This is a genomic window from Streptomyces mobaraensis, assembly GCF_020099395.1.
Classification (GTDB): Bacteria; Actinomycetota; Actinomycetes; order Streptomycetales; family Streptomycetaceae; genus Streptomyces.
This window is the reverse complement of sequence record NZ_CP083590.1, coordinates 1,849,665-1,870,804: the sequence shown is the minus strand read 5'-3', so window position 1 is coordinate 1,870,804 and position 21,140 is coordinate 1,849,665. Positions and strand designations below refer to the sequence as shown.

The window sequence follows — 21,140 nt, the reverse complement described above, 5'->3', positions numbered from 1 at the left end:
CGAGCGGCCTGCGGACCGTGTACGGTCCCGTTCGCCACCCGATCCCATCACCTCTTCAGGTGTGCGGTTGGGTGTCGATTGAGTAACAGACCTTGATGTGAGGCAAAATCTCCGCCTTGGGTCGGGCACAAGTCCGGCCTCTCGCGCGTTACGTGCGCTGGAGACACCGCAGACACCCAGAGGGGGAGAGCGACATGGCAACGGACTACGACACCCCACGCAAGACCGACGATGACGTCAACGAGGACAGCATCGAGGAACTGAAGTCCCGGCGGAACGACAAGTCGGCCTCGGCCGTCGACGTCGACGAGTTCGAGGCCGTCGAGGGCCTGGAGCTGCCGGGCGCGGACCTTTCCAACGAGGAGCTGTCCGTCCGCGTCCTGCCTCGGCAGGCCGACGAGTTCACCTGCATGAGCTGCTTCCTCGTGCACCACCGCAGCCAGCTGGCCGGTGAGAAGAATGGCCAGCCGATCTGCCGCGACTGCGAGTAGGGCAAGGGTCTGCGATGGCAGGCTCGGAACCGTTCCGTAAGCGGCTCGCACGGCGGTCCGGGGCTCTTGGGCGTACGGGGGACGCCGCCGGGCCCGACCGCGCCGTGACGGGCGCGCACGAAGCGGCCGGCGCGCACGCCGAGCGGGGCCCGGGGGCCTCGCTCGCCGCCGCGGACGGCCGCGGTGAAGGACCCTCCCCGGAGGCGGGTCCCCCGCAGGGCAGGGCAGGGCGGTGGAGCCGGGGCGCGCGGGCGGGCCTGACCGCCGTCGTCGACCGGATCATCGCCACCGCGCCCCGCGTCCCGGTACGCGATCTGGCGACCCTGCGCGGCCAGTTCCCGGGCCTCGGCCCGGAGGAGATCGCGGACAAACTGGTGTCCGGCGCCGCCAACGGCACGTCCACCGTGGGAGCCGGCATCGGGGCGGCGGCCATGCTGCCCGTCCCGCCGGCCATGCCGGCCGAGCTCGCCGCCGAGATCGTCGGCGTCGCGGCCGTGGAGTTCAAACTGATCGCCGAGCTGCACGAGGTCTACGGCCTCCGGGCACCCGGCACGCTGCGCCAGCGCACGCTCGCCTACCTCGCGGCCTGGGCCGACGAGCGCGGGGTGGACGTCACCAAACCGACCAGCGTCAACGCGGCGCTCGGCGGGCAGCTCCGCCGCGAGCTGCGCCAGCGGGTCCTCAAGCGCACCTTCCGCAACCTCCCCAACCTCACGCCGTTCATGATCGGCGCGACGGTCGGGGCCGTCATGAACCGCCGGGACACCCGCAGGCTGGCCGAGAAGGTCCGCGCCGACCTGCGCCGCCGCCAGGTGCCCTGGGCCGCGCTGCCGTCGCCGGAGGGGCCGCAGGGCGCGCTCTGAGCCCGCCCGGGGAAGCCCCGGTCAGCCCTGGTCGGCCTTGGCGGCCGACTCCCGCCCGGCCGCCACCGCCGCGGCCAGCCGCTCCGGGAAGCGGGTCGACAGGTACAGGTACGGCGTCGGGTCGGCCGGGTCCGTGACCTCGACCCGCAGGGCGGTCGGGACGTACCCGCGCAGCAGCATGAACGCCCGGCTGTCGGCCTTGTGGGTGCGCCAGGCCCGCGCCTCGTCCGCGTCCAGGACCTCGGCGGCCCCCAGTGCGGCGCACGGGATCCGCGCGTCCCCGGCCAGCAGGGTGTCGCCCACCACCCGGATCCGCACCGAGCCGTAGGCGCTCACGGCGATCGTCGCCAGCGCCCCGCCGACGACGAGTCCGCCGAGCATCGGGATGGTGCCGAGCGGCAGCGTGATCAGGGCGCAGGCCACCCCGATCAGAACGGCGATGGTCCACCAGGAGCGCGGCGCGGTCAGGCGTTCTTCGTAGTGCTGCATGGGCTCAAGCTTGGCACGGGCGGGACCGGGCACCGCTCGCGCGGGTAAGGTCAGCCCCTGTGAGTGGACGAACGACAGCGCTGACACCGCCGGCCGACGCCGGACCGCCGGTGCGGCACCCCGAGGCCCCCGCGCCGGGCGAGGTCATCGGGGCGCACTACGAGAACTGCTTCGGCTGCGGCGCGGGCGTGCCGCACGGTCTGCACCTGGAGGTGCGGGCCGGCGAGGGCGTGGCCGTGACGGCCGAGTTCCGGGTCAAGGAAGCGCACCAGGGAGCCCCCGGCCTGGCGCACGGCGGCGTGCTGGCGACGGCACTGGACGAAACCCTGGGGTCGCTGAACTGGCTGACCCGGGTCATCGCCGTCACCGGCCGGCTGGAGACGGACTTCCTGCTGCCCGTCCCCGTGGACAGCGTGCTGTACCTGGAGGCGAAGGCCGTCGCCGTCCACCACCGCAAGATCTACTGCACGGCCACCGGACGGCTCGGCGGACCCGACGGACCGGTCGCGGTCCGCGCGGACGCGGTCTTCATCGAGGTCAAGGTCGAGCACTTCATCAACAACGGCCGCCCGGAAGAGATCAACGCGGCGCTCGCCGACCCGGATCAGGTCAAGGTCGTCCGAGCCTTCGAGGTGAACCCGTGAGCCGTCCCCCCGTCGACGTCCTGATCCGCCGCCTCGACCCCGAGGTGCCGGTCCCCGCCTACGGTCACCCCGGTGACGCCGGCTGCGACCTCGTGACCACCGAGGCGGCCGTGCTCGCCCCCGGGGAACGCGCCGTTCTCCCGACGGGTGTGTCGATCGCGCTGCCCGATGGGTATGCGGCCTTCGTGCATCCACGTTCGGGTCTCGCGGCCCGGTGCGGGGTCTCCATGGTGAACGCCCCGGGGACCATCGATGCCGGGTACCGTGGAGAGATCAAGGTGATTGTGGTCAATCTGGACCCGCGCGAGAGCGTGCGGTTCGAGAGGTTCGACCGCGTTGCCCAGTTGGTTGTCCAGCAGGTCGAGAAGGTCCGCTTCCACGAGGTGGCGGAGCTTCCCGGCTCGGCGCGGGGCGAAGGGGGCTTCGGGTCCACCGGGGGCCACGCAGCCGTGGGGCATGGATTCGCTTCGGTCGCCTCTGACCGGGAAGGACAGTGACGTGTTCGGTCGTCGCCGCAAGCGCAGCGAGGACGCCGTCGAGCAGTTCGACGACGTGACCTCCGAGGAGTCCGCCGAGGGTGCGGAGTCCGTACAGGACGCCGCGGCCGAGAGCCGGGTCCGGCTGGAGCCGGAGCCGCGCCCGGACGGGCCGTGGGACGTCTCCGAGGTCCACGCACCCGCCGAGGGCCGGGTCGACCTGGGCGGCCTGTTCGTGCCGGGCGTCGAGGGAATGGAGCTGCGGGTCGAGGTCGCCGGGGACGCGATCGTCGCCGCGACCGTGGTGCTGCGCGACAGCGCGGTGCAGCTCCAGGCGTTCGCCGCCCCCAAGCGCGAGGGCATCTGGCACGAGGTGCGGGACGAGATCGCCGGCGGCATCACCCAGCAGGGCGGTGTCGTGGACGAGGTGCAGGGCCCGCTGGGCTGGGAGCTGCGGGCGCAGGTGCCCGTCGCCCTCCCGGACGGGACGAACGGGGTGCAGCTGGTGCGCTTCGTGGGCTGTGACGGACCGCGCTGGTTCCTGCGCGGTGTGATCTCGGGCCAGGGCGCGGTGCAGCCGCAGACCGCCGGCATGCTGGAGCAGATCTTCCGGGACACCGTCGTGGTGCGCGGCGAGTCGCCGATGGCGCCCCGCGACCCGATCGTCCTCAAGCTGCCCGACGACGCCCAGATGGTCGCCGAGGGCATGCAGGACGAGCAGCAGGGCTCCCGCTTCGCCGGGGGCGTGGAGCGCCTCCAGCGCGGCCCGGAGATCTCCGAGGTCCGCTGACACCCTCCGTCAACGGCCGTCGTCAACGGCCTGATAACGACCCACCACCGGGCCGGAACCCTTCTCCAGGGTTCCGGCCCGGTGGCGTTTCCGCAGGTCTTCGGGGCCTCCGTATGGATCCCGTCAAGGGGGCGCTAATGGCCGTAAGGGAGGCGTCAACGAACGCCCCGCGCACTGATTGCGGAGGTTTCCTCTAGAGGTCCGTTCATATCCGAACTCTCTAGGAGCACACGATGGCCGACGTGGCCTTCGTCGCCACCGCAGTCGCGGTCTTCGCGCTGGTGGCTCTCGTCGCCAAGGGGGTGACGAAGCTGTGAGCACCGAGAACATCGTCGGCCTGGTCGTGGCCGTCGCCCTGCTGGGCTACCTGATCCTCGCCCTCGTCTTCCCGGAGAGGTTCTGAGCACAGATATGAGCCCCGTCCTCTCCGGAGTCCTCCAGCTCACCGCGGTCGTCGCGGCGCTGGCGCTGGCGTACCGCCCGCTCGGCGACTACATGGCCGGCGTCTACAGCTCCGAGAAGCATCTGCGCCCCGAGAAGTGGATCTACCGCCTGATCGGCGCGGATCCGCGGGCGCAGATGCGCTGGCCCGCGTACCTGCGCGGCGTGCTGGCCTTCTCGCTGGCGAGCGTCCTGTTCCTCTACCTGCTCCAGCGGATCCAGGGCGTCCTGCCCGGCCGGCTGTCGCTCGGCTTCACCGCGATCTCGCCGGACCAGGCGTTCAACACCGCCGCGTCGTTCGTCGCCAACACCAACTGGCAGTCGTACAGCGGTGAGCAGGCCATGGGCCACGCCGTGCAGACGCTCGGCCTCGCGGTGCAGAACTTCGTCTCCGCCGCGGTCGGCATGGCCGTCGCCATCGCGCTGGTCCGGGGCTTCGCCCGGTCCCGCACTGGTGAACTCGGCAACTTCTGGACCGACCTGGTGCGCGGCACCGTCCGCATCCTGATCCCGATCTCGGTGGTCGGCGCGCTGGTCCTGGTGGCCTGCGGCGCGATCCAGAACTTCGCGGGCATCCACGAGATCGGACAGCTGACCGGCGGCACGCAGCAGGTCAACGGCGGTGCCGTGGCCTCGCAGGAGGTCATCAAGGAGCTGGGCACCAACGGCGGCGGCTACTTCAACGCCAACTCCGCCCACCCCTTCGAGAACCCGAACGCGTTCTCCAACCTCTTCGAGATCTTCCTGATCCTGGTCATCCCCTTCGCGCTCACCCGCACCTTCGGCAAGCTGGTCGGCAACGTCAAGCAGGGCTACGCGATCCTGGCCACGATGGGCCTGATCTGGCTCGGCTTCACGGCGCTGATGATGTGGACCGAGTACGCCCACCACGGCGCCGCGCTGCAGGCGGCCGGCGGGGCGATGGAGGGCAAGGAACAGCGGTTCGGCGTCGGGGCGTCGGCGATCTTCGCGACGACCACGACCCTCACCTCGACCGGCGCGGTGGACTCGTTCCACTCCTCCTTCACCGGCCTCGGCGGCGGGATCACCCTGCTGGGCATGATGCTCGGCGAGATCGCGCCCGGCGGCGTCGGCTCCGGCCTCTACGGCATGCTCGTCATGGCGATCATCGCGGTGTTCATCGCGGGCCTCATGGTCGGCCGGACGCCCGAGTACCTGGGGAAGAAGATCGGCACCCGCGAGATCAAGCTCGCCGCCTGCTACATCCTCGTCACCCCGACGCTGGTGCTGGGCTTCACCGCGCTGTCGATGGCGCTGTCCTCGCCGCCGGAGTCGATCCTCAACACGGCGGGCAACTCGGTGCACGGCAGCGGGGCGCACGGCTTCTCCGAGGTCCTGTACGCCTTCACCTCCGGCGCCAACAACAACGGCTCGGCCTTCGCCGGCCTCAACGCCAACACCCCCTGGTACAACACCACGATCGGCCTCGCCATGCTGCTCGGCCGCTTCCTCCCGATGGTCTTCGTCCTGGCGCTGGCCGGCTCGCTCGCCGAGCAGCAGCCCGTGCCGGAGACCGCGGGCACCCTACGCACCGAGAAGCCGCTGTTCGCGGGGCTGCTCGTCGGCGCGATCATCGTCATCACCGGCTTGACCTACTTCCCGGCCCTGGCCCTTGGCCCGATGGCGGAGGGACTCTCATGAGCACGACCACCCCTGTCCGTACCGCCTCCGGAGACCCCGAGGGCGACGAGCGGGCCCACGGCGCCGAGGAGCACGGCCGGGTCTCCGGCGGCCTCTTCGACCCCGCGCAGCTGGTGAAATCGCTGCCGGACGCCTTCCGGAAGCTCGACCCCCGGGTGATGGTCAAGTCCCCGGTGATGTTCGTCGTCGAGGTCGGCTCGGTGGTCACCACCGCGCTGGCCCTGAAGGACCCGGGCGACTGGTTCGGCTGGACGATCACCGTCTGGCTGTGGCTGACCGTCCTCTTCGCCAACCTCGCGGAGGCCGTCGCCGAGGGCCGCGGCAAGGCGCAGGCCGACACCCTGCGCAAGGCCAAGACCGACACCGTGGCCCGCCGGCTGACCGGCGGCACCGAGGAGTCGGTGCCGGGCACCGAGCTGCGCGTGGGCGACCTCGTCGTCTGCGAGGCCGGGGACGTCATCCCGGGCGACGGCGACGTCGTCGAGGGCGTGGCCTCCGTCGACGAGTCGGCGATCACGGGCGAGTCGGCCCCGGTGATCCGCGAGTCCGGCGGCGACCGCTCGGCCGTCACCGGCGGCACCAAGGTGCTCTCCGACCGCATCGTCATCAAGATCACCACCAAGCCGGGCGAGACCTTCATCGACCGGATGATCAACCTGGTGGAGGGCGCGGCGCGGCAGAAGACGCCGAACGAGATCGCGCTCAACATCCTGCTGGCCTCGCTGACCATCGTCTTCCTGCTGGCGGTCGTCACCCTCCAGCCGTTCGCGATCTACGCGGGCGCCGAGCAGACGATGATCGTCCTGGCGGCCCTGCTGGTCTGCCTCATCCCGACCACGATCGGCGCGCTGCTGTCGGCGATCGGCATCGCCGGCATGGACCGGCTGGTGCAGCGGAACGTCCTGGCGATGTCCGGGCGCGCGGTGGAGGCCGCGGGCGACGTCTCGACGCTGCTGCTCGACAAGACCGGCACCATCACCTACGGCAACCGGCAGGCCGCCGAGTTCGTCCCGGTCAAGGGCACCATGGCGGCCGAGGTCGCGGACGCGGCGCAGCTGTCGTCGCTCGCCGACGAGACGCCGGAGGGGCGCTCGATCGTCGTCCTGGCCAAGGAGAAGTACGGGCTGCGGGAGCGGCACGAGGGCGAGCTGGCCGGCGCCGAGTGGATCCCGTTCACGGCGCAGACCCGGATGTCGGGCGTGGACGTCGAGGGCCGCAAGGTCCGCAAGGGCGCGACCGGTTCGGTCATCGCCTGGGTCGAGGAGCAGGGCGGCACCGTCGCGGAGGACGCCCGGAAGCTCACCGACGAGATCTCGCAGGCGGGCGGCACGCCGCTGCTCGTGGCCGTGGAGGACGACAAGGGGGCGCGCGTCCTCGGCGTCATCCACCTCAAGGACGTCGTCAAGGAGGGCATGCGGGAGCGGTTCGACGAACTGCGCGCCATGGGCATCAAGACCGTCATGATCACGGGCGACAACCCGCTGACGGCCAAGGCCATCGCCGAGGAGGCCGGTGTCGACGACTTCCTCGCCGAGGCCACCCCCGAGGACAAGATGGCCCTCATCAAGCGCGAGCAGGCCGGCGGCAAGCTCGTGGCGATGACCGGCGACGGGACGAACGACGCGCCCGCGCTGGCCCAGGCGGACGTCGGCGTCGCGATGAACACCGGCACCTCGGCCGCCAAGGAGGCCGGGAACATGGTGGACCTGGACTCCAACCCCACCAAGCTCATCGAGATCGTCGAGATCGGCAAGCAGCTGCTCATCACCCGTGGCGCGCTGACCACCTTCTCCATCGCCAACGACGTCGCGAAGTACTTCGCGATCATTCCGGCGATGTTCGCGGTCGCCTACCCGGGCCTGGACAAGCTCAACATCATGAGCCTGCACTCGCCCCAGACGGCGATCCTGTCGGCCGTGATCTTCAACGCGCTGATCATCGTGGCGCTGGTCCCGCTCGCCCTCAAGGGCGTGCGCTACCGGCCGATGAGCGCGGACGCGATGCTCCGCCGCAACCTCCTGATCTACGGACTGGGTGGCCTCGTCTCCCCGTTCGTCGGCATCAAAATCATCGACCTGCTCATCTCCCTCATCCCTGGCATCGGGTGACGACACCATGAACATCTCCGTACGCAACACCGCCCGGGTGGCGGGAGCCGGGCTCCGGGCCCTGCTCGTCCTCACCCTGGTCTGCGGCGTGATCTACCCCCTGGTCGTCACGGGCCTGGCCCAACTGGCCTTCCACGACAAGGCGAACGGCTCCGAGGTGAAGGTGGACGGCAAGTCCGTCGGCTCGGCGCTGCTCGGCCAGAGCTACACGCTCGACAAGAAGGACAAGGACGGCAATCCGCTGCCCGACCCGAAGTTCTTCCAGCCGCGCCCCTCGGCGGCCGGTCCCAACACCGAGAACACCCGGTACAACCTGCTCGTCTCGGGCGCCTCCAACCTGGCGGCCGACAGCAAGGTGCTGCTGGAGAGCGTCGAGAAGCGCCGCGCGGACGTCGCCGCCTTCAACGGGGTCTCCCCGTCGGCGGTTCCGGTGGACGCCCTCACGGCGTCGGCCTCCGGCGTGGACCCGGACATCTCCCCGGCCTACGCCCGTCTCCAGGCGGCCCGCGTCGCCAAGGCCAACGGCCTCTCGGCCGGCGCGGTCGAGCGGCTGGTGAAGGACCACACGGACGGGCGGCAGCTCGGCTTCATGGGGGAGGAGCGCGTCAACGTGCTGAAGCTGAACGTCGCGTTGAAGGAGCTGGCCGCCTCCCGGTGAGGCGGTGCCGAGGGGCCGCGCCGGATCCGTCCGGCGCGGCCCCTCGGCGTGTCAGCGCGTGGTGTAGCCGCCGTTGATGAACAGCGTCTGCCCGTTGAGCCACCAGCCGTCCGTGAGCAGGAACTTCACATACGGGACGATGTCCTCGATCTTCGTCAGATCGCCGTTCATCGCGGACGACTTGTGGTAGGCGATGGAGTCGTCCGTCTCGGCCGGGTAGAAGAAGCCGGTGTCCATGGGGCCGGGGGCGATGTTGTTGACGGAGATGTTCCGGCCGAACAGCTCCTTGGACAGGGCGCGGGTGAAGTGCTCGACGGGCGCCTTGCTGCCGGCGTAGACGGAGTACAGGCCGGTGTAGGCGGCCAGCAGCGAGGTGACGATGGTGATGATCTTCCCGCCGTCCTCCACGCGCTTGGCGGCCTCGCGCATCATGAAGTACGCCGCCTTGGTGTTGACGGCGAACATCTTGTCGAACTCCTCCTCGGTGGTCTCGGTCATCGGCTTCTTGATGACCATGCCCGCCGTGTTGACCACGCAGTCGACCCTGCCGAACTCCCGCACCGCCGCGTCGAAGAGCTTCTCCACCTCGGCGACCCGGGTCAGGTCGCCCTGGTGTGTGACGGCCTCGCCGCCGGCCTTCCTGACATCGGCGGCCGTCTGCTCGGCCTTGTCGCGCGAGGAGTCGCTGTTGTAGTGGACGACCACCTTGGCGCCGTCCGGGGCGATCTCGCGCGCGATCAGGCCGCCGAGGTTGCGGGAGGCGCCGCCGATCACGACGACCTTGTCCCGAAGTGTGCGATCGGGTCGAGCGGACATGTGTCCCCTCCTCGTCGTGGACATGATGGGGGATCGCCGCTGGCGATATTTTCACGTTATTCCGGAACGTCCCGGTACGCCTGTCGGGGTGTCCGTACCTCGCTCTCACAGCCCGGCAGGCGTCAGAGCTGCGTCAATACCCGGCGCACACCCCCCGCGCGCCCGATATGTCCGGACCGCCCGCCGTAAGCTTCCCCTGCGCGCCGGTGCGGCATCCAGGACGGAGAACCGGCCCGGTCCCCGGCGCGACGCTGAAAGACAATGGGGCCATGGGACGCGGCAATCTCCGGATCTACCTCGGTGCGGCACCGGGCGTCGGCAAGACCTACGCCATGCTCTCCGAGGCCCACCGCCGGGTGGAGCGCGGCACCGACGTCGTCGTGGGGTTCGTGGAGCACCACGGCCGCCCGCGCACCGAGGTCATGCTGCACGGCCTGGAGGAGGTGCCGCGCCGGGAGATCACCTACCGGGACGGCGTCTTCACCGAGATGGACGTGGACGCCGTCCTGGCCCGCCGACCCGCCGTCGCCCTCGTCGACGAACTGGCCCACACCAACGTCCCCGGCTCGCGCAACACCAAGCGCTGGCAGGACGTCGAGGAACTGCTCCAGGCCGGCATCGACGTCGTCTCGACCCTCAACATCCAGCACCTGGAGTCGCTGGGCGACGTCGTCGAGTCGATAACGGGCGTGCGCCAGCAGGAGACCGTCCCCGACGAGGTCGTCCGCCGGGCCGGCCAGATCGAGCTCGTCGACATGTCGCCCCAGGCGCTGCGCCGGCGCATGGCGCACGGCAACATCTACAAGCCCGACAAGGTCGACGCGGCCCTCTCCAACTACTTCCGCCCCGGCAACCTCACCGCCCTGCGCGAGCTGGCCCTGCTGTGGACCGCCGACCGGGTCGACGAGTACCTGCGGCAGTACCGCTCCGACCACGACGTCTCGACGATATGGCAGGCCCGCGAGCGCATCGTCGTGGGCCTCACCGGCGGCCCCGAGGGCCGCACCCTCATCCGGCGCGCCGCCCGGATGGCGGCCAAGGGCTCCGGCAGCGAGATCCTCGCCGTCTACATCGCCCGCAGCGACGGGCTGACCGCCGCCTCCCCCAAGGAGCTGGCGGTCCAGCGGACCCTCGTGGAGGACCTCGGCGGCACCTTCCACCACGTCATAGGCGACGACGTGCCCGCCTCCCTGCTGGAGTTCGCGCGCGGCGTCAACGCCACCCAGATCGTCCTCGGCTCCAGCCGCCGCAAGACCTGGCAGTACATCTTCGGGCCCGGCGTCGGGCAGACCGTCGCCCGGGACTCGGGCCCCGACCTCGACGTCCACATCGTCACCCACGAGGAGGTCGCCAAGGGCCGGGGGCTGCCCGTCGCCCGCGGCGCCCGGCTCGGCAAGGGCCGCATCGTCGCCGGCTGGCTCGTCGGCCTCGTCGGGCCCGTCCTGCTCACCCTGCTGCTCACGCACGTCCTCCCGGACCTGGGCCTGGCCAACGACATGCTGCTGTGCCTGTGCATGACGGTGGCCGCGGCACTGCTGGGCGGACTGCTGCCGGCGCTGGCCTCGGCGGCCTTCGGCTCGCTCCTGCTGAACTGGTTCTTCACCCGGCCGCTCCACGAGCTGACGATCACCGACCCCAAGAACATCGTCGCCATGGCGATCTTCATCTTCGTCGCCGTGTCCGTGGCCTCCGTCGTCGACCTCGCCGCCCGCCGCACCCACCAGGCGGCCCGGCTGCGCGCCGAGTCGGAGATCCTCTCGTTCCTGGCCGGCAGCGTGCTGCGCGGCGACAACAGCCTGGAGGCGCTGCTGGAGCGGCTGCGGGAGACCTTCTCCATGGACTCCGTCGCCCTCCTGGAACGCGCCAGCGACGTCGATCCCTGGACCTGCGCCGCGAGCGTCGTCGGCAACGCCGGCAAGCCGCTGCTGCGCCCCGAGGACGGCGACGTGGACATGCCCGTCGGCGACACCATGGCGCTGGTCCTCGCCGGCCGCGTGCTGCCCGCCGAGGACCGCCGGGTGCTGGCCGCCTTCGCCGCCCAGGCCGCGCTCGTCCTGGACCGCCAGCGGCTGGTCGGCGAGGCCGAGCGGGCCCGCAGGCTGGACGAGGGCAACCGGATCCGCACCGCCCTGCTCGCCGCCGTCAGCCACGACCTGCGCACCCCGCTGGCCGCCATCAAGGCCGCCGTCACCTCGCTGCGCTCCGACGACGTCGCCTGGTCCGAGGAGGACGAGGCCGAGCTGCTGGCCGGCATCGAGGACGGCGCCGACCGCCTCGACCACCTCGTCGGCAACCTCCTCGACATGTCCCGCCTCCAGACCGGCACCGTCACCCCGCTCATCCGCGAGATCGACCTCGACGAGGTGGTCCCGATGGCCCTCGGCGGCGTCCCGGAGGGCAGCGTCACGCTCGACATCCCGGAGACGCTGCCGATGGTCGCCGTCGACCCGGGCCTGCTGGAACGCAGCGTCGCCAACATCGTCGAGAACGCCGTCAAGTACAGCCCGGCCGGCACGCCCGTCCACGTGGCCGCCAGCGCCCTCGGCGACCGCGTCGAGGTACGGGTGGCCGACCGCGGCCCCGGCGTCCCCGACAGCGCCAAGGACCGCATCTTCGAGCCCTTCCAGCGCTACGGCGACGCCCCGCGCGGCGCCGGCGTCGGGCTGGGCCTCGCGGTGGCCCGCGGCTTCGCCGAGGCCATGGGCGGCACGCTCGCCGCCGAGGACACGCCCGGCGGCGGCATGACCATGGTGCTCACGCTGCGGATGGCGGCGGGCCGCCCGCCGGTGCGCGCGGACCTGCCGGCGCAGGCGACGACGTGAGCCGCCGCGTGAGCCGTCACTCGGGCCGTGAGGCCGCTCCCCGTCGATTTCTTCCCGGGCCCCAGGGCGGGGTCCGCTCGAACAGCAGAGGTGGTTCCGCATGAACCGGGTGCTCGTGGTGGATGACGAGCCGCAGATCGTCCGCGCTCTTGTGATCAACCTCAAGGCCCGCAAGTACGAGGTCGACGCGGCCCCCGACGGTGCCACCGCCCTCCAGCTCGCCGCCGCCCGCCACCCCGACGTCGTCATCCTCGACCTGGGCCTGCCCGACATGGACGGCGTCGAGGTGATCAAGGGGCTGCGCGGCTGGACCCGGGTGCCGATCCTGGTGCTCTCGGCCCGCCAGACCTCCGACGAGAAGGTCGAGGCCCTGGACGCGGGCGCCGACGACTACGTCACCAAGCCGTTCGGCATGGACGAGCTGCTGGCCCGGCTGCGCGCGGCCGTCCGCCGCGCCGAGCCCACGGGGGCCGCGGCGGCGGGCGACGACGCGATCGTCGAGACCGGGGCCTTCACGGTCGACCTGGCCGCGAAGAAGGTCAACCGCGGCGGCCGGGACGTCCGGCTCACGCCGACGGAGTGGCACCTGCTGGAGGTGCTGGTCCGCAACACGGGCCGGCTCGTCAGCCAGAAGCAGCTGCTCCAGGAGGTGTGGGGGCCGTCGTACGGGACGGAGACGAACTACCTGCGGGTGTACATGGCACAGCTGCGGCGCAAGCTGGAGCAGGATCCTTCGCATCCGAAGCACTTCATCACCGAGCCGGGGATGGGGTACCGGTTCGAGCTGTGAGGCGGCGGGCGCTCCCGGCCGAGCCGGGCGGGCCGGGGTCTCTGCGTCGTTCGGGAAAGCCGTGACCGGAGACTGCAAGGGCCCTCCCCGGCCCCGGTACGCTGGTTTCATGAGTGCCGTATCCCGTTCCGACAAGCCGACCGGCCGCTTCCGCCGGATGCTCGACCGGCTTTCCACCTCGCAGGAGGAGCTGCACGACGCGGAGCTGCAGCAGGACGCGGAAGCGGTGGGCTGCACCAAGATCGGCGACTGCGGTGACCGGCAGATCGTCACGGTCACCGGAACGCTGCGGACCGTCACCCTGCGCCCCCGGGCCGGGGTGCCCGCCCTGGAGGCCGAGCTGTTCGACGGCTCCGCCGCCCTGGACGTCGTCTGGCTGGGGCGCCGCTCCATCGCCGGGATAGAACCGGGCCGTAAGCTGATCGCCTCCGGCCGGATCTCCATGAGCCACGGCCGGAGAGTGCTGTTCAACCCCCGATACGAACTCCGACCGCTCGGACAGGAGTAGCCCTTGTCGTCTCTCGACGAACCGATGGACCGGCCGACCGGAAAGCACCGGGACGAGGATTCCCGCTCGGCCACCGAAGCCGCCCTGTTCGAGGCGTTCGGCGGGGTGCGGGGCATGGTGGAGACCACCGTCCCCGGCCTGGTGTTCGTCGCGGTCTTCACCGTCAAGCGGGACATCCACACCGCCGCCATCGCCGCCCTGGCGCTGTCCCTGGTGCTCGGTGTCGCCCGGCTGGTCCGCAAGGACACCCTCAAGCACGCCTTCAGCGGCGTCTTCGGCGTGGCCTTCGGCGCGGTCTTCGCGATGATGTCCGGCGACGCCAAGAACTTCTACCTGCCGGGCATGCTCTACACCCTCGGCCTGGCGGTCGCCTACATCGTGACGGCCGTGCTCGGCTGTCCGCTGCTCGGCCTGATCCTGGGCCCGGTGTTCAAGGAGAACCTCTCCTGGCGCACCCGCAACCCGGGCCGCAAGAAGGCGTACACCAAGGCCAGTTGGGCCTGGGGGCTGATCCTGCTCGCCAAGTCCGCGATCCTCTTCCCGCTCTACTGGTGGGGCGACGCGACGCAGCTGGGCTGGGTCAAGGTGGCGCTCGGCATCCCGCCGATGCTGCTCTCCGTCTATCTGACCTGGATCTTCCTGGCCAAGGCGCCGCCGCCGATCGACGTGTTCGCGGAGATGGAGGCGGCGGAGGCCGCCGAGCGCGAGGCGAAGGCCGCGGGGAGTGGCGCGGGGAGCGCCGCGGAGGACAGGGTGACCTCGTGACACCATCGGCCTCGTGACGTCCGCGGCGCCCGCCGCCCGTACCACCGCGAGCACATGTGCGAGAGCCCCCGGGACGACGTGTCCCGGGGGCTCTCGCACACCGTGCTCAGTCCGTGGGCTCCTCGCGCCGGACGGACAGCAGGTCCTCCAGCTGCTCCTCCCGCGCGGGCGCCGCGACGAACAGCAGCTCGTCGCCGGCCTCCAGGGCGTCCTCCTTGTTGGGGGTGAGGACGCGGTTGCCGCGGATGATGGTGACCAGCGAGGTGTCCTCGGGCCAGTCCACGTCGCCGACGCGCGTCCCGGCCAGCGCCGCCTCCGGGGGCAACGTCAGCTCGACGAGGTTGGCGTCGCCCTGGCTGAAGCGCAGCAGCCGGACCAGGTCGCCGACGCTCACCGCCTCCTCGACCAGGGCCGACATCAGGCGCGGCGTCGAGACGGCGACGTCCACGCCCCAGGACTCGTTGAAGAGCCACTCGTTCTTGGGGTTGTTCACCCGCGCCACGACGCGCGGCACCCCGTACTCCGTCTTGGCGAGCAGCGAGACGACGAGGTTGACCTTGTCGTCGCCGGTCGCCGCGATGACCACGTTGCAGCGCTGCAGCGCCGCCTCGTCGAGCGAGGTGATCTCGCAGGCGTCGGCCAGCAGCCACTCGGCCAGCGGCACCCGCTCCACCGAGATGGCGGACGGCGCCTTGTCGATCAGCAGGACCTCGTGCCCGTTCTCCAGCAGCTCGCCGGCGATGGAACGGCCGACGGCGCCCGCTCCCGCGATTGCGACGCGCATCAGTGGCCACCTTCCTCGGGGCCCTGCGCGAACGCGGCCTCCACCGTCTCGACCTCGTCGGTGCGCATCATCACATGCACCAGGTCACCCTCCTGCAGCACCGTCGAGGACGACGGGAGGACCGCCTCGCCCAGCCGGGTGAGGAAGGCCACCCGGACCCCGGTCTCCTCCTGGAGCTTGCTGATCCGGTGCCCTATCCACGCCTCCGCGACCGGGATCTCGGCCAGCTGGACGCCCCCGGTGGGGTCGCGCCACAGCGGCTCCGCGCCGGACGGCAGCAGGCGCCGCAGCATCTGGTCGGCGGTCCAGCGGACCGTGGCCACCGTGGGGATGCCCAGCCGCTGGTAGACCTCCGCGCGGCGCGGATCGTAGATGCGGGCCGCGACGTTCTCGACGCCGAACATCTCGCGCGCCACCCGGGCCGCGATGATGTTGGAGTTGTCGCCGCTGCTCACCGCGGCGAAGGCGCCGGCCTCCTCGATGCCCGCCTCGCGCAGGGTGTCCTGGTCGAATCCGACCCCGGTCACCCGTCGCCCGCCGAAGCCGGAGCCGAGGCGCCGGAAGGCGGTCGGGTCCTGGTCGACGACCGCGACCGTGTGGCCTTGCTGCTCCAGGGTCTGGGCCAGGGCCGAGCCGACCCGCCCACACCCCATGATCACAATGTGCACGACGCCTGCCCCGTACTCCGGAATTCCGCGTTGACCTGCACCAACACCCTGCTCACTTCTTCCTGCTCATCCGAGCCCCTACGGCGTCCCCCGGGCCGCCGCTCCCCGTGCGGGCGGCCGGCGGTACCGGTTCGACCGCGCCCACGGGTTTCTCGTTCCTGTCGGCGCACGCCACCACGGTAGCCGCAACGTCCCGCCGCCCGACCCCCCGGACCCGCCGACCGGCCGCACGGCCGTCGTCCGCCGGGGCGCGGCCGGTGCCGCCGACGGGGGCGCGGTGGCCCGGGCACACCACCGTAGGCCGCGCGGCACGCCCCTGTAGCCCGCCCCGTGCCCCCGCTCGTCCCCTCCGCGCCGCCCTGGTGGCCGGACCACCGTCCGGCGGGCCCACCGGGTGCCCGGCACACCTGTGCCCGGCGGGTGCCCCGGGGCGAAGGTGGTCACCGGTCCGGCCGACGCACGGCGACGGCGGCACGACGACGAAGTGGGGGACAGGGGATGAACGGGACGGCCACGGACACGACGCGTGCGCCCATCACGAGCGCGCGGAGGACGGCGACGGCCGCGCAGCGGACGGCCGCGCACCCGGCGACGGCCGGACGGCGGTCGGCGGCGCCCGGACCGGGCGCTCGCGAGCTGGTCTTCGCCGACCTCGGCGCGTCCCTCTTCGCCTCGCTGCCCCGCACCGACCAGCGCCGGCGCGGCGAGGCGTACCTGCGCGGGCTGCTGGGCGCGCGGGGCCGCAAGTCCATCCGCAACATCGCGGCGCAGACCGGCGGCCCGGCCGCCGAGCAGAGCCTCCACCACTTCGTCGCCGCCTCCCCGTGGGAGTGGGGGCCGGTGCGCCGGGAGCTGGCGCACTACGTGGCGCGGGCCGCGCCCCCGCAGGCGTGGGTGGTGCGGCCGATGACGATCCCCAAGGTCGGCGACAACTCCGTCGGCGTGGAGCGCCGCTTCTGCCCGGACGCCCGCCAGGTGCTCAACTCGCAGCAGGCCGTGGGGGTCTGGGCGGCGGCGCCGGACCTCGCCGTCCCGGTCGGCTGGCGGCTGCACCTCTCCGGCGCCTGGCTGGAGGACCCGGCGCGCCGGCGCCAGGCCGGCATCCCGGACTCGGTGACCGAGGAGAGCTGGGGGGAGTGCGCGGTCGAGGCGTTCTCCGGGATGACGCGGGGGTGGGGTCTGCCGGTGCGGCCGGTGGTGCTGGACGCCCGGGAGGCGGACACGCTGGCGGCGCTCCCCAGGCTGCGGGCCGTCGGCGTGCCGGTGCTCGCCCGGGTCGGCGGCTGCCTGCGGCTGACGCTGTCCGAGCCGACGCTGCCGGGCCGCGGCGGTACGTTCACCGCCCAGCACGTCATGGCCGCCGCCCGGGACCTGCGGCGCCCGGTGCTCTGGCGCGACGGGACCGCCGGGGCGCCGCGGACCGCGCGGACCGCCCTGACCGCCGCCGTGCGGGTCGGGCTGCCGGTGGCGCGGGCGGTGGCGGGCGCGCCCGTCCGGCGCCGGGAGATGCTGCTGCTGGGCATCGGGGACGGGTCCGACCGGGCCGGCCGGTGGCCCGCCGAACTGTGGCTCACCGACCTGCTGAACGTCCCGCCGGCCGCGCTGGTGCGGCTGACCCGGCTGCCGGCGCGGGTGGACCGGGACTTCCACGAGATCGGGGACCGGGTGGGCCTCCGGGACTTCGCCGGGCGCTCCTTCGGCGGCTGGCACCGGCACACCACGCTCGCCTCCGCCGCGCACGCGGTCGTCGCGCTGGCGCGGCGGATCGAGGGGGACGGGGCGGCGGGGGACGCGCGGCTGGACCGGGTGTCCTGAGGCCGGCTCTCCTGACGTCGGCTCCGCTGAAGTCAGCTCTCTTGAGGCCGGCTCTCCGGGGGGCGGTCCGGCCCGGCCAGGGTGTTCCGGACGCGGAAGACGCGCAGCGCGAGCCGCACCTCCAGGGCCCGTTCCGGCTCCTGCCACCCCGGTCCCAGCAGCTCCCCGATGCGTTCGAGCCGCCGGGCGACGGTGTTGGGGTGGACGTGGAGCCGCTTGGCCGCGTTGGTCGGGCTGCCACCCGCCTCGAAGTACGTCTCCAGGGTGCGGGTCAGGTCGGTGAACCGCCGCGCGTCGTAGTCGATCACCGGGCCGACGGCCGCGTGGACGAAGCCCTCGACGTCGTGGTGGTCCGACAGCAGTACCCCCAGGAAGCCCAGGTCGGCCAGGGATCCGGCGCGCCCGGTGGCGCCCAGCGCGGTCATCGCCTCCAGGCAGCGCAGCGCCTCCTGGAAGACGTGCCGGACCGACGCCGGATCGGCGACCGGTCCCGCCGCCCCCACCGTCACCGGGTGGTCCAGCAGCGGCGACAGCTCCGCCGCCACCGCGCGGGCCGCCGCGCCCGGGTCGGAGCCCGGCAGCAGGAGCACGGCGCAGCCGTGGTGCATGGCCTTCAGCCCCTTCTTCCGGGAGGCGTACGACGAGGCCCAGACGGCGGGCCGGCCGCGCGCCTCGCCCTCAGGGCGGGCGACCACCACGACGTGGTCCGCGCGGAGGTCGATCCCCAGCCGCCGGGCGCTCTGCTCCAGCTGCCGGGGCGGCCGCCCCGGGCCGAGCAGCAGCTGCCCGAGGAAGTCCTCGCGGGCCTGCCCCTCGGCGATCGCGGCCCGGCTGCTCTCCACCAGCAGCTGTACCGACACGACCTGGGCGACCAGCCGGACCAGCCGTTCCTCGGCCGCCGTCCACGGGCGCCGGGCCCGGCGGGGGCGCAGCATCAGGGTGCCCAGGTGGCCGGTGCCCGCGGCGATCGGCACGGCCCAGAACCCCGGGGACACCTCGACCGGTTCGCGGGCCGCGTGTGCCCCCAGGCCGGAGATCAGTACGTCGTCGGCCCCGCAGGCGGGCGGGTCGCCGGCGGTGGTGAGCGGGGTGCCGTCGGCGCCGAAGATCCGGACGTCGGCGTCCAGTTCGCGGCGCACCTCCTCGGCGAGGGCCGTCAGGTCGCCGTCGTCCAGGATGAGTTCGATCAGCCGGTGGTGGGTCTCGCTGAGCCCCCGGGCGCCGCGCAGCCCGGCCTCGACGCTGGTGGTACGGCGTTCGAGCCCGGCGATGAGCGACGCGTTCCGCTCGGCCAGCCGGGCCTGTTCGACGGCGGCCGCGGCCAGGTTGGCGAGCGCGCCGGCCAGGGTCACCTCGGCCGGCGTGTAGTGCCGTACGTTGCGCTCCCCGATGTAGAGGGCGCCCACCGGGCGGGTGCCGTGCACCATCGGCACGGCCAGGACGGCGCGCAGCCGCTCGGCTCGCACCACGTCGTCGACGTCCCGGCTGTGCTCGATGCGCTCGTCCGGGAGGTAGTCGGGGGTCCAGAAGGGGGAGGGGTTGTCCCGGCGGGTGGTGGCGGAGCCCAGTCCGGCGCCGCGGGCGATCCGCAGGCCCATGTTGCGATCGGTGATGTGGCCTTCGGAGGCGCGGACGACGTGGCAGTCCTGCGCGTCGTCGTCCAGGCCGATCCAGGCCATGTCCGCGCAGAGCAGCAGGCGCGCCCGCCGGACGACGACCTTCATCAGGGCGCCGGGGTCCTGGTGGGCCGTCAGGTCGGAGGCCGTGTCGAGGAGGGCGGACAGGTCGTTGGCCCGCTGCTGCTCGGCCTCGATCCGGGACCGGACCGCCAGGCCGAGGCGCACGGCCCGCTCCAGGGCGGCCAGCCGCGCGGGGCCGGCCCCGGTCCGCCGGGCGTCCGCGAGCAGCGCCTCGTACCGGTCCGGCGGCGCGCCGCCGTCCAGCAGCTCCAGTACCTCCAGTGCCTCCAGGGCGCCGGGTGTGCCGCCGCCCGCCGCCTCCGGCAGCCCCGCTGTGTTCGGCTGCCCCGCCGCCTCCGGTGTCCCCGATATGTCCGACGACACGTGCCCCTCCCTGGTACCGACCGCGTCCCGACGGACGGGTCGCGCGTCGGCGGCGCGGCATGGCGCGGGCCGCGGGGTGCGCGGGGGTGTGCGGGGCCCGTAATCCCCGGACCCCGGTTGCGGCACCTACACGGCCAAGGCGCCAAGGTATGCGGAAGCACACAAGTGGCGCAAGGGTCAAGGGTGTCCGGCGGGGCGCCGAGGGCGGTGTAGGACGGTCTCCGCCCTCGGCCGGTGGCGGCGGCTCGCGGCTCCCCACCGTCCGTACGGAGCCGCCCGGCGCGTCCACAGGGGACGCGGCGCCCGCGCCCCGGGGTCAACCGCGTCCGTCGTGGCCGCGCCGCGCGGGCGCCGGGGCGCCGGCCGGCCGGAGCTGTTGGGTGACGGACGTCCGCAGCGCCGCCCATGCGGCGGTCAGCCGGGCCAGGCGGCGGGCCGCCAGTGCCGCCGCCGTCCCGTCGACGGAGACGCCGAGCCGCTCCAGACGGGCCAGGACGGCGCGGGCGGGACCGTGCCGGTCGGTGAGGGTGTCGCCGCGCAGCCGGCCCGCGCGGGCGACCGCGTCCAGGCCGGCGGCGGGGAGGGCGACGCCCGTGCCCCAGGCGACCAGCGACTCCACCCGGCGGAGCACCCGGGCGGTGCCGTCCGCGTCCGCCCGGTCCCCGCCGACGTGCCACAGCAGCCGGGGCGGGCGGGCCCCGGCGCGGGCCAGCGTCCGCCACCGGTCGCCGGCCAGCCGTTCCTCGTACGCCCGGTACGCCAGCCGGGCCGCGGCCTGCGCCGCCGTGCCCCGCAGGGCGTCCGCCTCCGCCGTGCCCAGGGCGGCGAGGCGCGCGTCGACCGCGTCCTCCAGCGGGCCCACGGCGAACGAGACGCACACCGGGACGCGCGCGAGGTCGCGGCCCGCCGCGCGGGCCCGGTCCAGGCCGTCGAGGCAGGCGTCGAGGGCGTCGCCGTGCCGCCGCACCGAGAAGACCTCCGTGAGGTGCGTGCCCACGCCCCGCTCCAGGCAGACCCGGGCGGCCGCCAGGCCGGCCGCCGTCGCGGGGACCTTGACCAGCGCGTTGTCCCGCAGCGCGGCGCGGTGCAGCTCCGCCGCCGCGGCGGCCGTCGCGCCGGGGTCGTGGAGGAGGCGGGCGTCGAGGTCCATCGAGGCGTGGCCGTCGAGGCCGTGCGAGGCGTCGAACACCGGGCGCAGCGCGTCGCACGCGGACCGCAGGTCGTACGCGCACAGGGCCAGGACGGCGGTGTCCGGCGCGGCGGAGCGCTGCGCGAGGTGGCGGAGCTGCTCCCGGCACCCGTCGTCCCCGGCGGCGTCGGCGGCGAGGGCGGCGGGGTCGGAGACCGCGCCGCGGACCCCTTCGGCGGCCCGGGCGGGACGGGCGCGGGACGGCCCGTCGAGCCAGGGGGAGACGCCCTCGGCGGCCAGGGCGTGCAACGGGCTCCCGGCCGTGCCGGTCACGTGCTCCGCCATGGACGCGGCCTCC

At 73.1% G+C, this 21,140-nt stretch carries 20 protein-coding genes; 14 read left to right on the top strand and 6 right to left on the bottom strand.

What is annotated here, in order from left to right; translation table 11 throughout:
• Nucleotides 1–194: 194 nt before the first annotated feature.
• Nucleotides 195–491 (top strand): DUF4193 domain-containing protein, encoded by a 297-nt coding sequence (locus K7I03_RS07760; protein WP_004949312.1) that lies wholly within the window; start codon nucleotides 195–197, stop codon nucleotides 489–491.
• A gap of 14 nt (nucleotides 492–505) precedes the next feature.
• Nucleotides 506–1,354, top strand: coding sequence for an EcsC family protein (locus tag K7I03_RS07755; RefSeq protein ID WP_221903065.1), 849 nt, complete (start codon nucleotides 506–508; stop codon nucleotides 1,352–1,354).
• A gap of 21 nt (nucleotides 1,355–1,375) precedes the next feature.
• Here K7I03_RS07755 and K7I03_RS07750 read toward each other — a convergent pair whose 3' ends face one another.
• A complete protein-coding gene (locus tag K7I03_RS07750) occupies nucleotides 1,376–1,843 on the bottom strand; it encodes a DUF3093 domain-containing protein (RefSeq protein WP_185943295.1) in 468 nt (155 codons plus the stop codon).
• Between the two features lie 59 nt (nucleotides 1,844–1,902).
• Here K7I03_RS07750 and K7I03_RS07745 point away from each other — a divergent pair, with 59 nt between their 5' ends.
• From K7I03_RS07745 to kdpC, 7 genes are all read left to right on the top strand, one after another.
• Entirely contained in the window at nucleotides 1,903–2,487 is a 585-nt protein-coding gene (locus tag K7I03_RS07745; RefSeq protein WP_185943294.1) for a PaaI family thioesterase, read from the top strand.
• Nucleotides 2,484–2,984 carry a dUTP diphosphatase gene (gene dut, locus K7I03_RS07740; RefSeq protein WP_004949305.1) on the top strand — a complete coding sequence of 167 codons (501 nt, stop codon included), beginning with the start codon at nucleotides 2,484–2,486 and terminating at the stop codon, nucleotides 2,982–2,984. The genes K7I03_RS07745 and dut overlap by 4 nt, the downstream gene beginning before the upstream one ends.
• Nucleotide 2,985: 1 nt before the next feature.
• On the top strand, nucleotides 2,986–3,753 hold the full coding sequence (locus K7I03_RS07735; RefSeq protein WP_185943293.1) for a DUF3710 domain-containing protein: 768 nt from the start codon (nucleotides 2,986–2,988) through the stop codon (nucleotides 3,751–3,753).
• A 313-nt stretch (nucleotides 3,754–4,066) separates the two neighbouring features.
• Nucleotides 4,067–4,156, top strand: a complete 90-nt coding sequence (gene kdpF / locus K7I03_RS07730; RefSeq protein WP_171162596.1) for a K(+)-transporting ATPase subunit F — start codon at nucleotides 4,067–4,069, stop codon at nucleotides 4,154–4,156.
• A gap of 8 nt (nucleotides 4,157–4,164) precedes the next feature.
• Nucleotides 4,165–5,856 carry a potassium-transporting ATPase subunit KdpA gene (gene kdpA, locus K7I03_RS07725; RefSeq protein WP_185943292.1) on the top strand — a complete coding sequence of 564 codons (1,692 nt, stop codon included), beginning with the start codon at nucleotides 4,165–4,167 and terminating at the stop codon, nucleotides 5,854–5,856.
• Nucleotides 5,853–7,964 (top strand): potassium-transporting ATPase subunit KdpB, encoded by a 2,112-nt coding sequence (kdpB, locus tag K7I03_RS07720; protein WP_185943291.1) that lies wholly within the window; start codon nucleotides 5,853–5,855, stop codon nucleotides 7,962–7,964. Before kdpA ends, kdpB begins: the two co-directional genes overlap by 4 nt.
• Before the next feature lie 7 nt (nucleotides 7,965–7,971).
• Nucleotides 7,972–8,622, top strand: coding sequence for a potassium-transporting ATPase subunit KdpC (gene kdpC, locus K7I03_RS07715; protein ID WP_185943290.1), 651 nt, complete (start codon nucleotides 7,972–7,974; stop codon nucleotides 8,620–8,622).
• 51 nt (nucleotides 8,623–8,673) lie between these two features.
• Here the strand turns inward: kdpC and K7I03_RS07710 are convergent, their stop codons facing one another.
• On the bottom strand, nucleotides 8,674–9,438 hold the full coding sequence (locus K7I03_RS07710) for an SDR family oxidoreductase (protein ID WP_185943289.1): 765 nt from the start codon (nucleotides 9,436–9,438) through the stop codon (nucleotides 8,674–8,676).
• Nucleotides 9,439–9,707: 269 nt separating this feature from the next.
• On the opposite strand from K7I03_RS07710, the gene K7I03_RS07705 reads away from it, so the two are divergent.
• From K7I03_RS07705 to K7I03_RS07690, 4 genes are all read left to right on the top strand, one after another.
• Nucleotides 9,708–12,260: an ATP-binding protein gene (locus tag K7I03_RS07705; RefSeq protein ID WP_185943288.1), complete on the top strand. Its 2,553-nt coding sequence runs from the start codon at nucleotides 9,708–9,710 to the stop codon at nucleotides 12,258–12,260.
• Between the two features lie 100 nt (nucleotides 12,261–12,360).
• A complete protein-coding gene (locus K7I03_RS07700; RefSeq protein WP_185943287.1) occupies nucleotides 12,361–13,050 on the top strand; it encodes a response regulator in 690 nt (229 codons plus the stop codon).
• Nucleotides 13,051–13,159: 109 nt separating this feature from the next.
• On the top strand, nucleotides 13,160–13,558 hold the full coding sequence (locus K7I03_RS07695) for an OB-fold nucleic acid binding domain-containing protein (RefSeq protein WP_185943286.1): 399 nt from the start codon (nucleotides 13,160–13,162) through the stop codon (nucleotides 13,556–13,558).
• Nucleotides 13,559–13,561: 3 nt separating this feature from the next.
• Nucleotides 13,562–14,323 (top strand): DUF3159 domain-containing protein, encoded by a 762-nt coding sequence (locus K7I03_RS07690; RefSeq protein ID WP_398856760.1) that lies wholly within the window; start codon nucleotides 13,562–13,564, stop codon nucleotides 14,321–14,323.
• Nucleotides 14,324–14,429: 106 nt separating this feature from the next.
• Here the strand turns inward: K7I03_RS07690 and K7I03_RS07685 are convergent, their stop codons facing one another.
• Nucleotides 14,430–15,107: a potassium channel family protein gene (locus K7I03_RS07685; protein ID WP_004949287.1), complete on the bottom strand. Its 678-nt coding sequence runs from the start codon at nucleotides 15,105–15,107 to the stop codon at nucleotides 14,430–14,432.
• Nucleotides 15,107–15,775, bottom strand: coding sequence for a potassium channel family protein (locus tag K7I03_RS07680; RefSeq protein WP_152263938.1), 669 nt, complete (start codon nucleotides 15,773–15,775; stop codon nucleotides 15,107–15,109). The genes K7I03_RS07685 and K7I03_RS07680 overlap by 1 nt, the downstream gene beginning before the upstream one ends.
• Nucleotides 15,776–16,273: 498 nt before the next feature.
• Here K7I03_RS07680 and K7I03_RS07675 point away from each other — a divergent pair, with 498 nt between their 5' ends.
• Entirely contained in the window at nucleotides 16,274–17,590 is a 1,317-nt protein-coding gene (locus tag K7I03_RS07675; RefSeq protein WP_185943285.1) for an IS701 family transposase, read from the top strand.
• A gap of 32 nt (nucleotides 17,591–17,622) precedes the next feature.
• Here the strand turns inward: K7I03_RS07675 and K7I03_RS07670 are convergent, their stop codons facing one another.
• Entirely contained in the window at nucleotides 17,623–19,653 is a 2,031-nt protein-coding gene (locus tag K7I03_RS07670; protein ID WP_224346947.1) for a helix-turn-helix domain-containing protein, read from the bottom strand.
• A 316-nt stretch (nucleotides 19,654–19,969) separates the two neighbouring features.
• A complete protein-coding gene (locus K7I03_RS07665; RefSeq protein WP_185943284.1) occupies nucleotides 19,970–21,127 on the bottom strand; it encodes a transaldolase family protein in 1,158 nt (385 codons plus the stop codon).
• Between the last annotated feature and the right edge of the window lie 13 nt (nucleotides 21,128–21,140).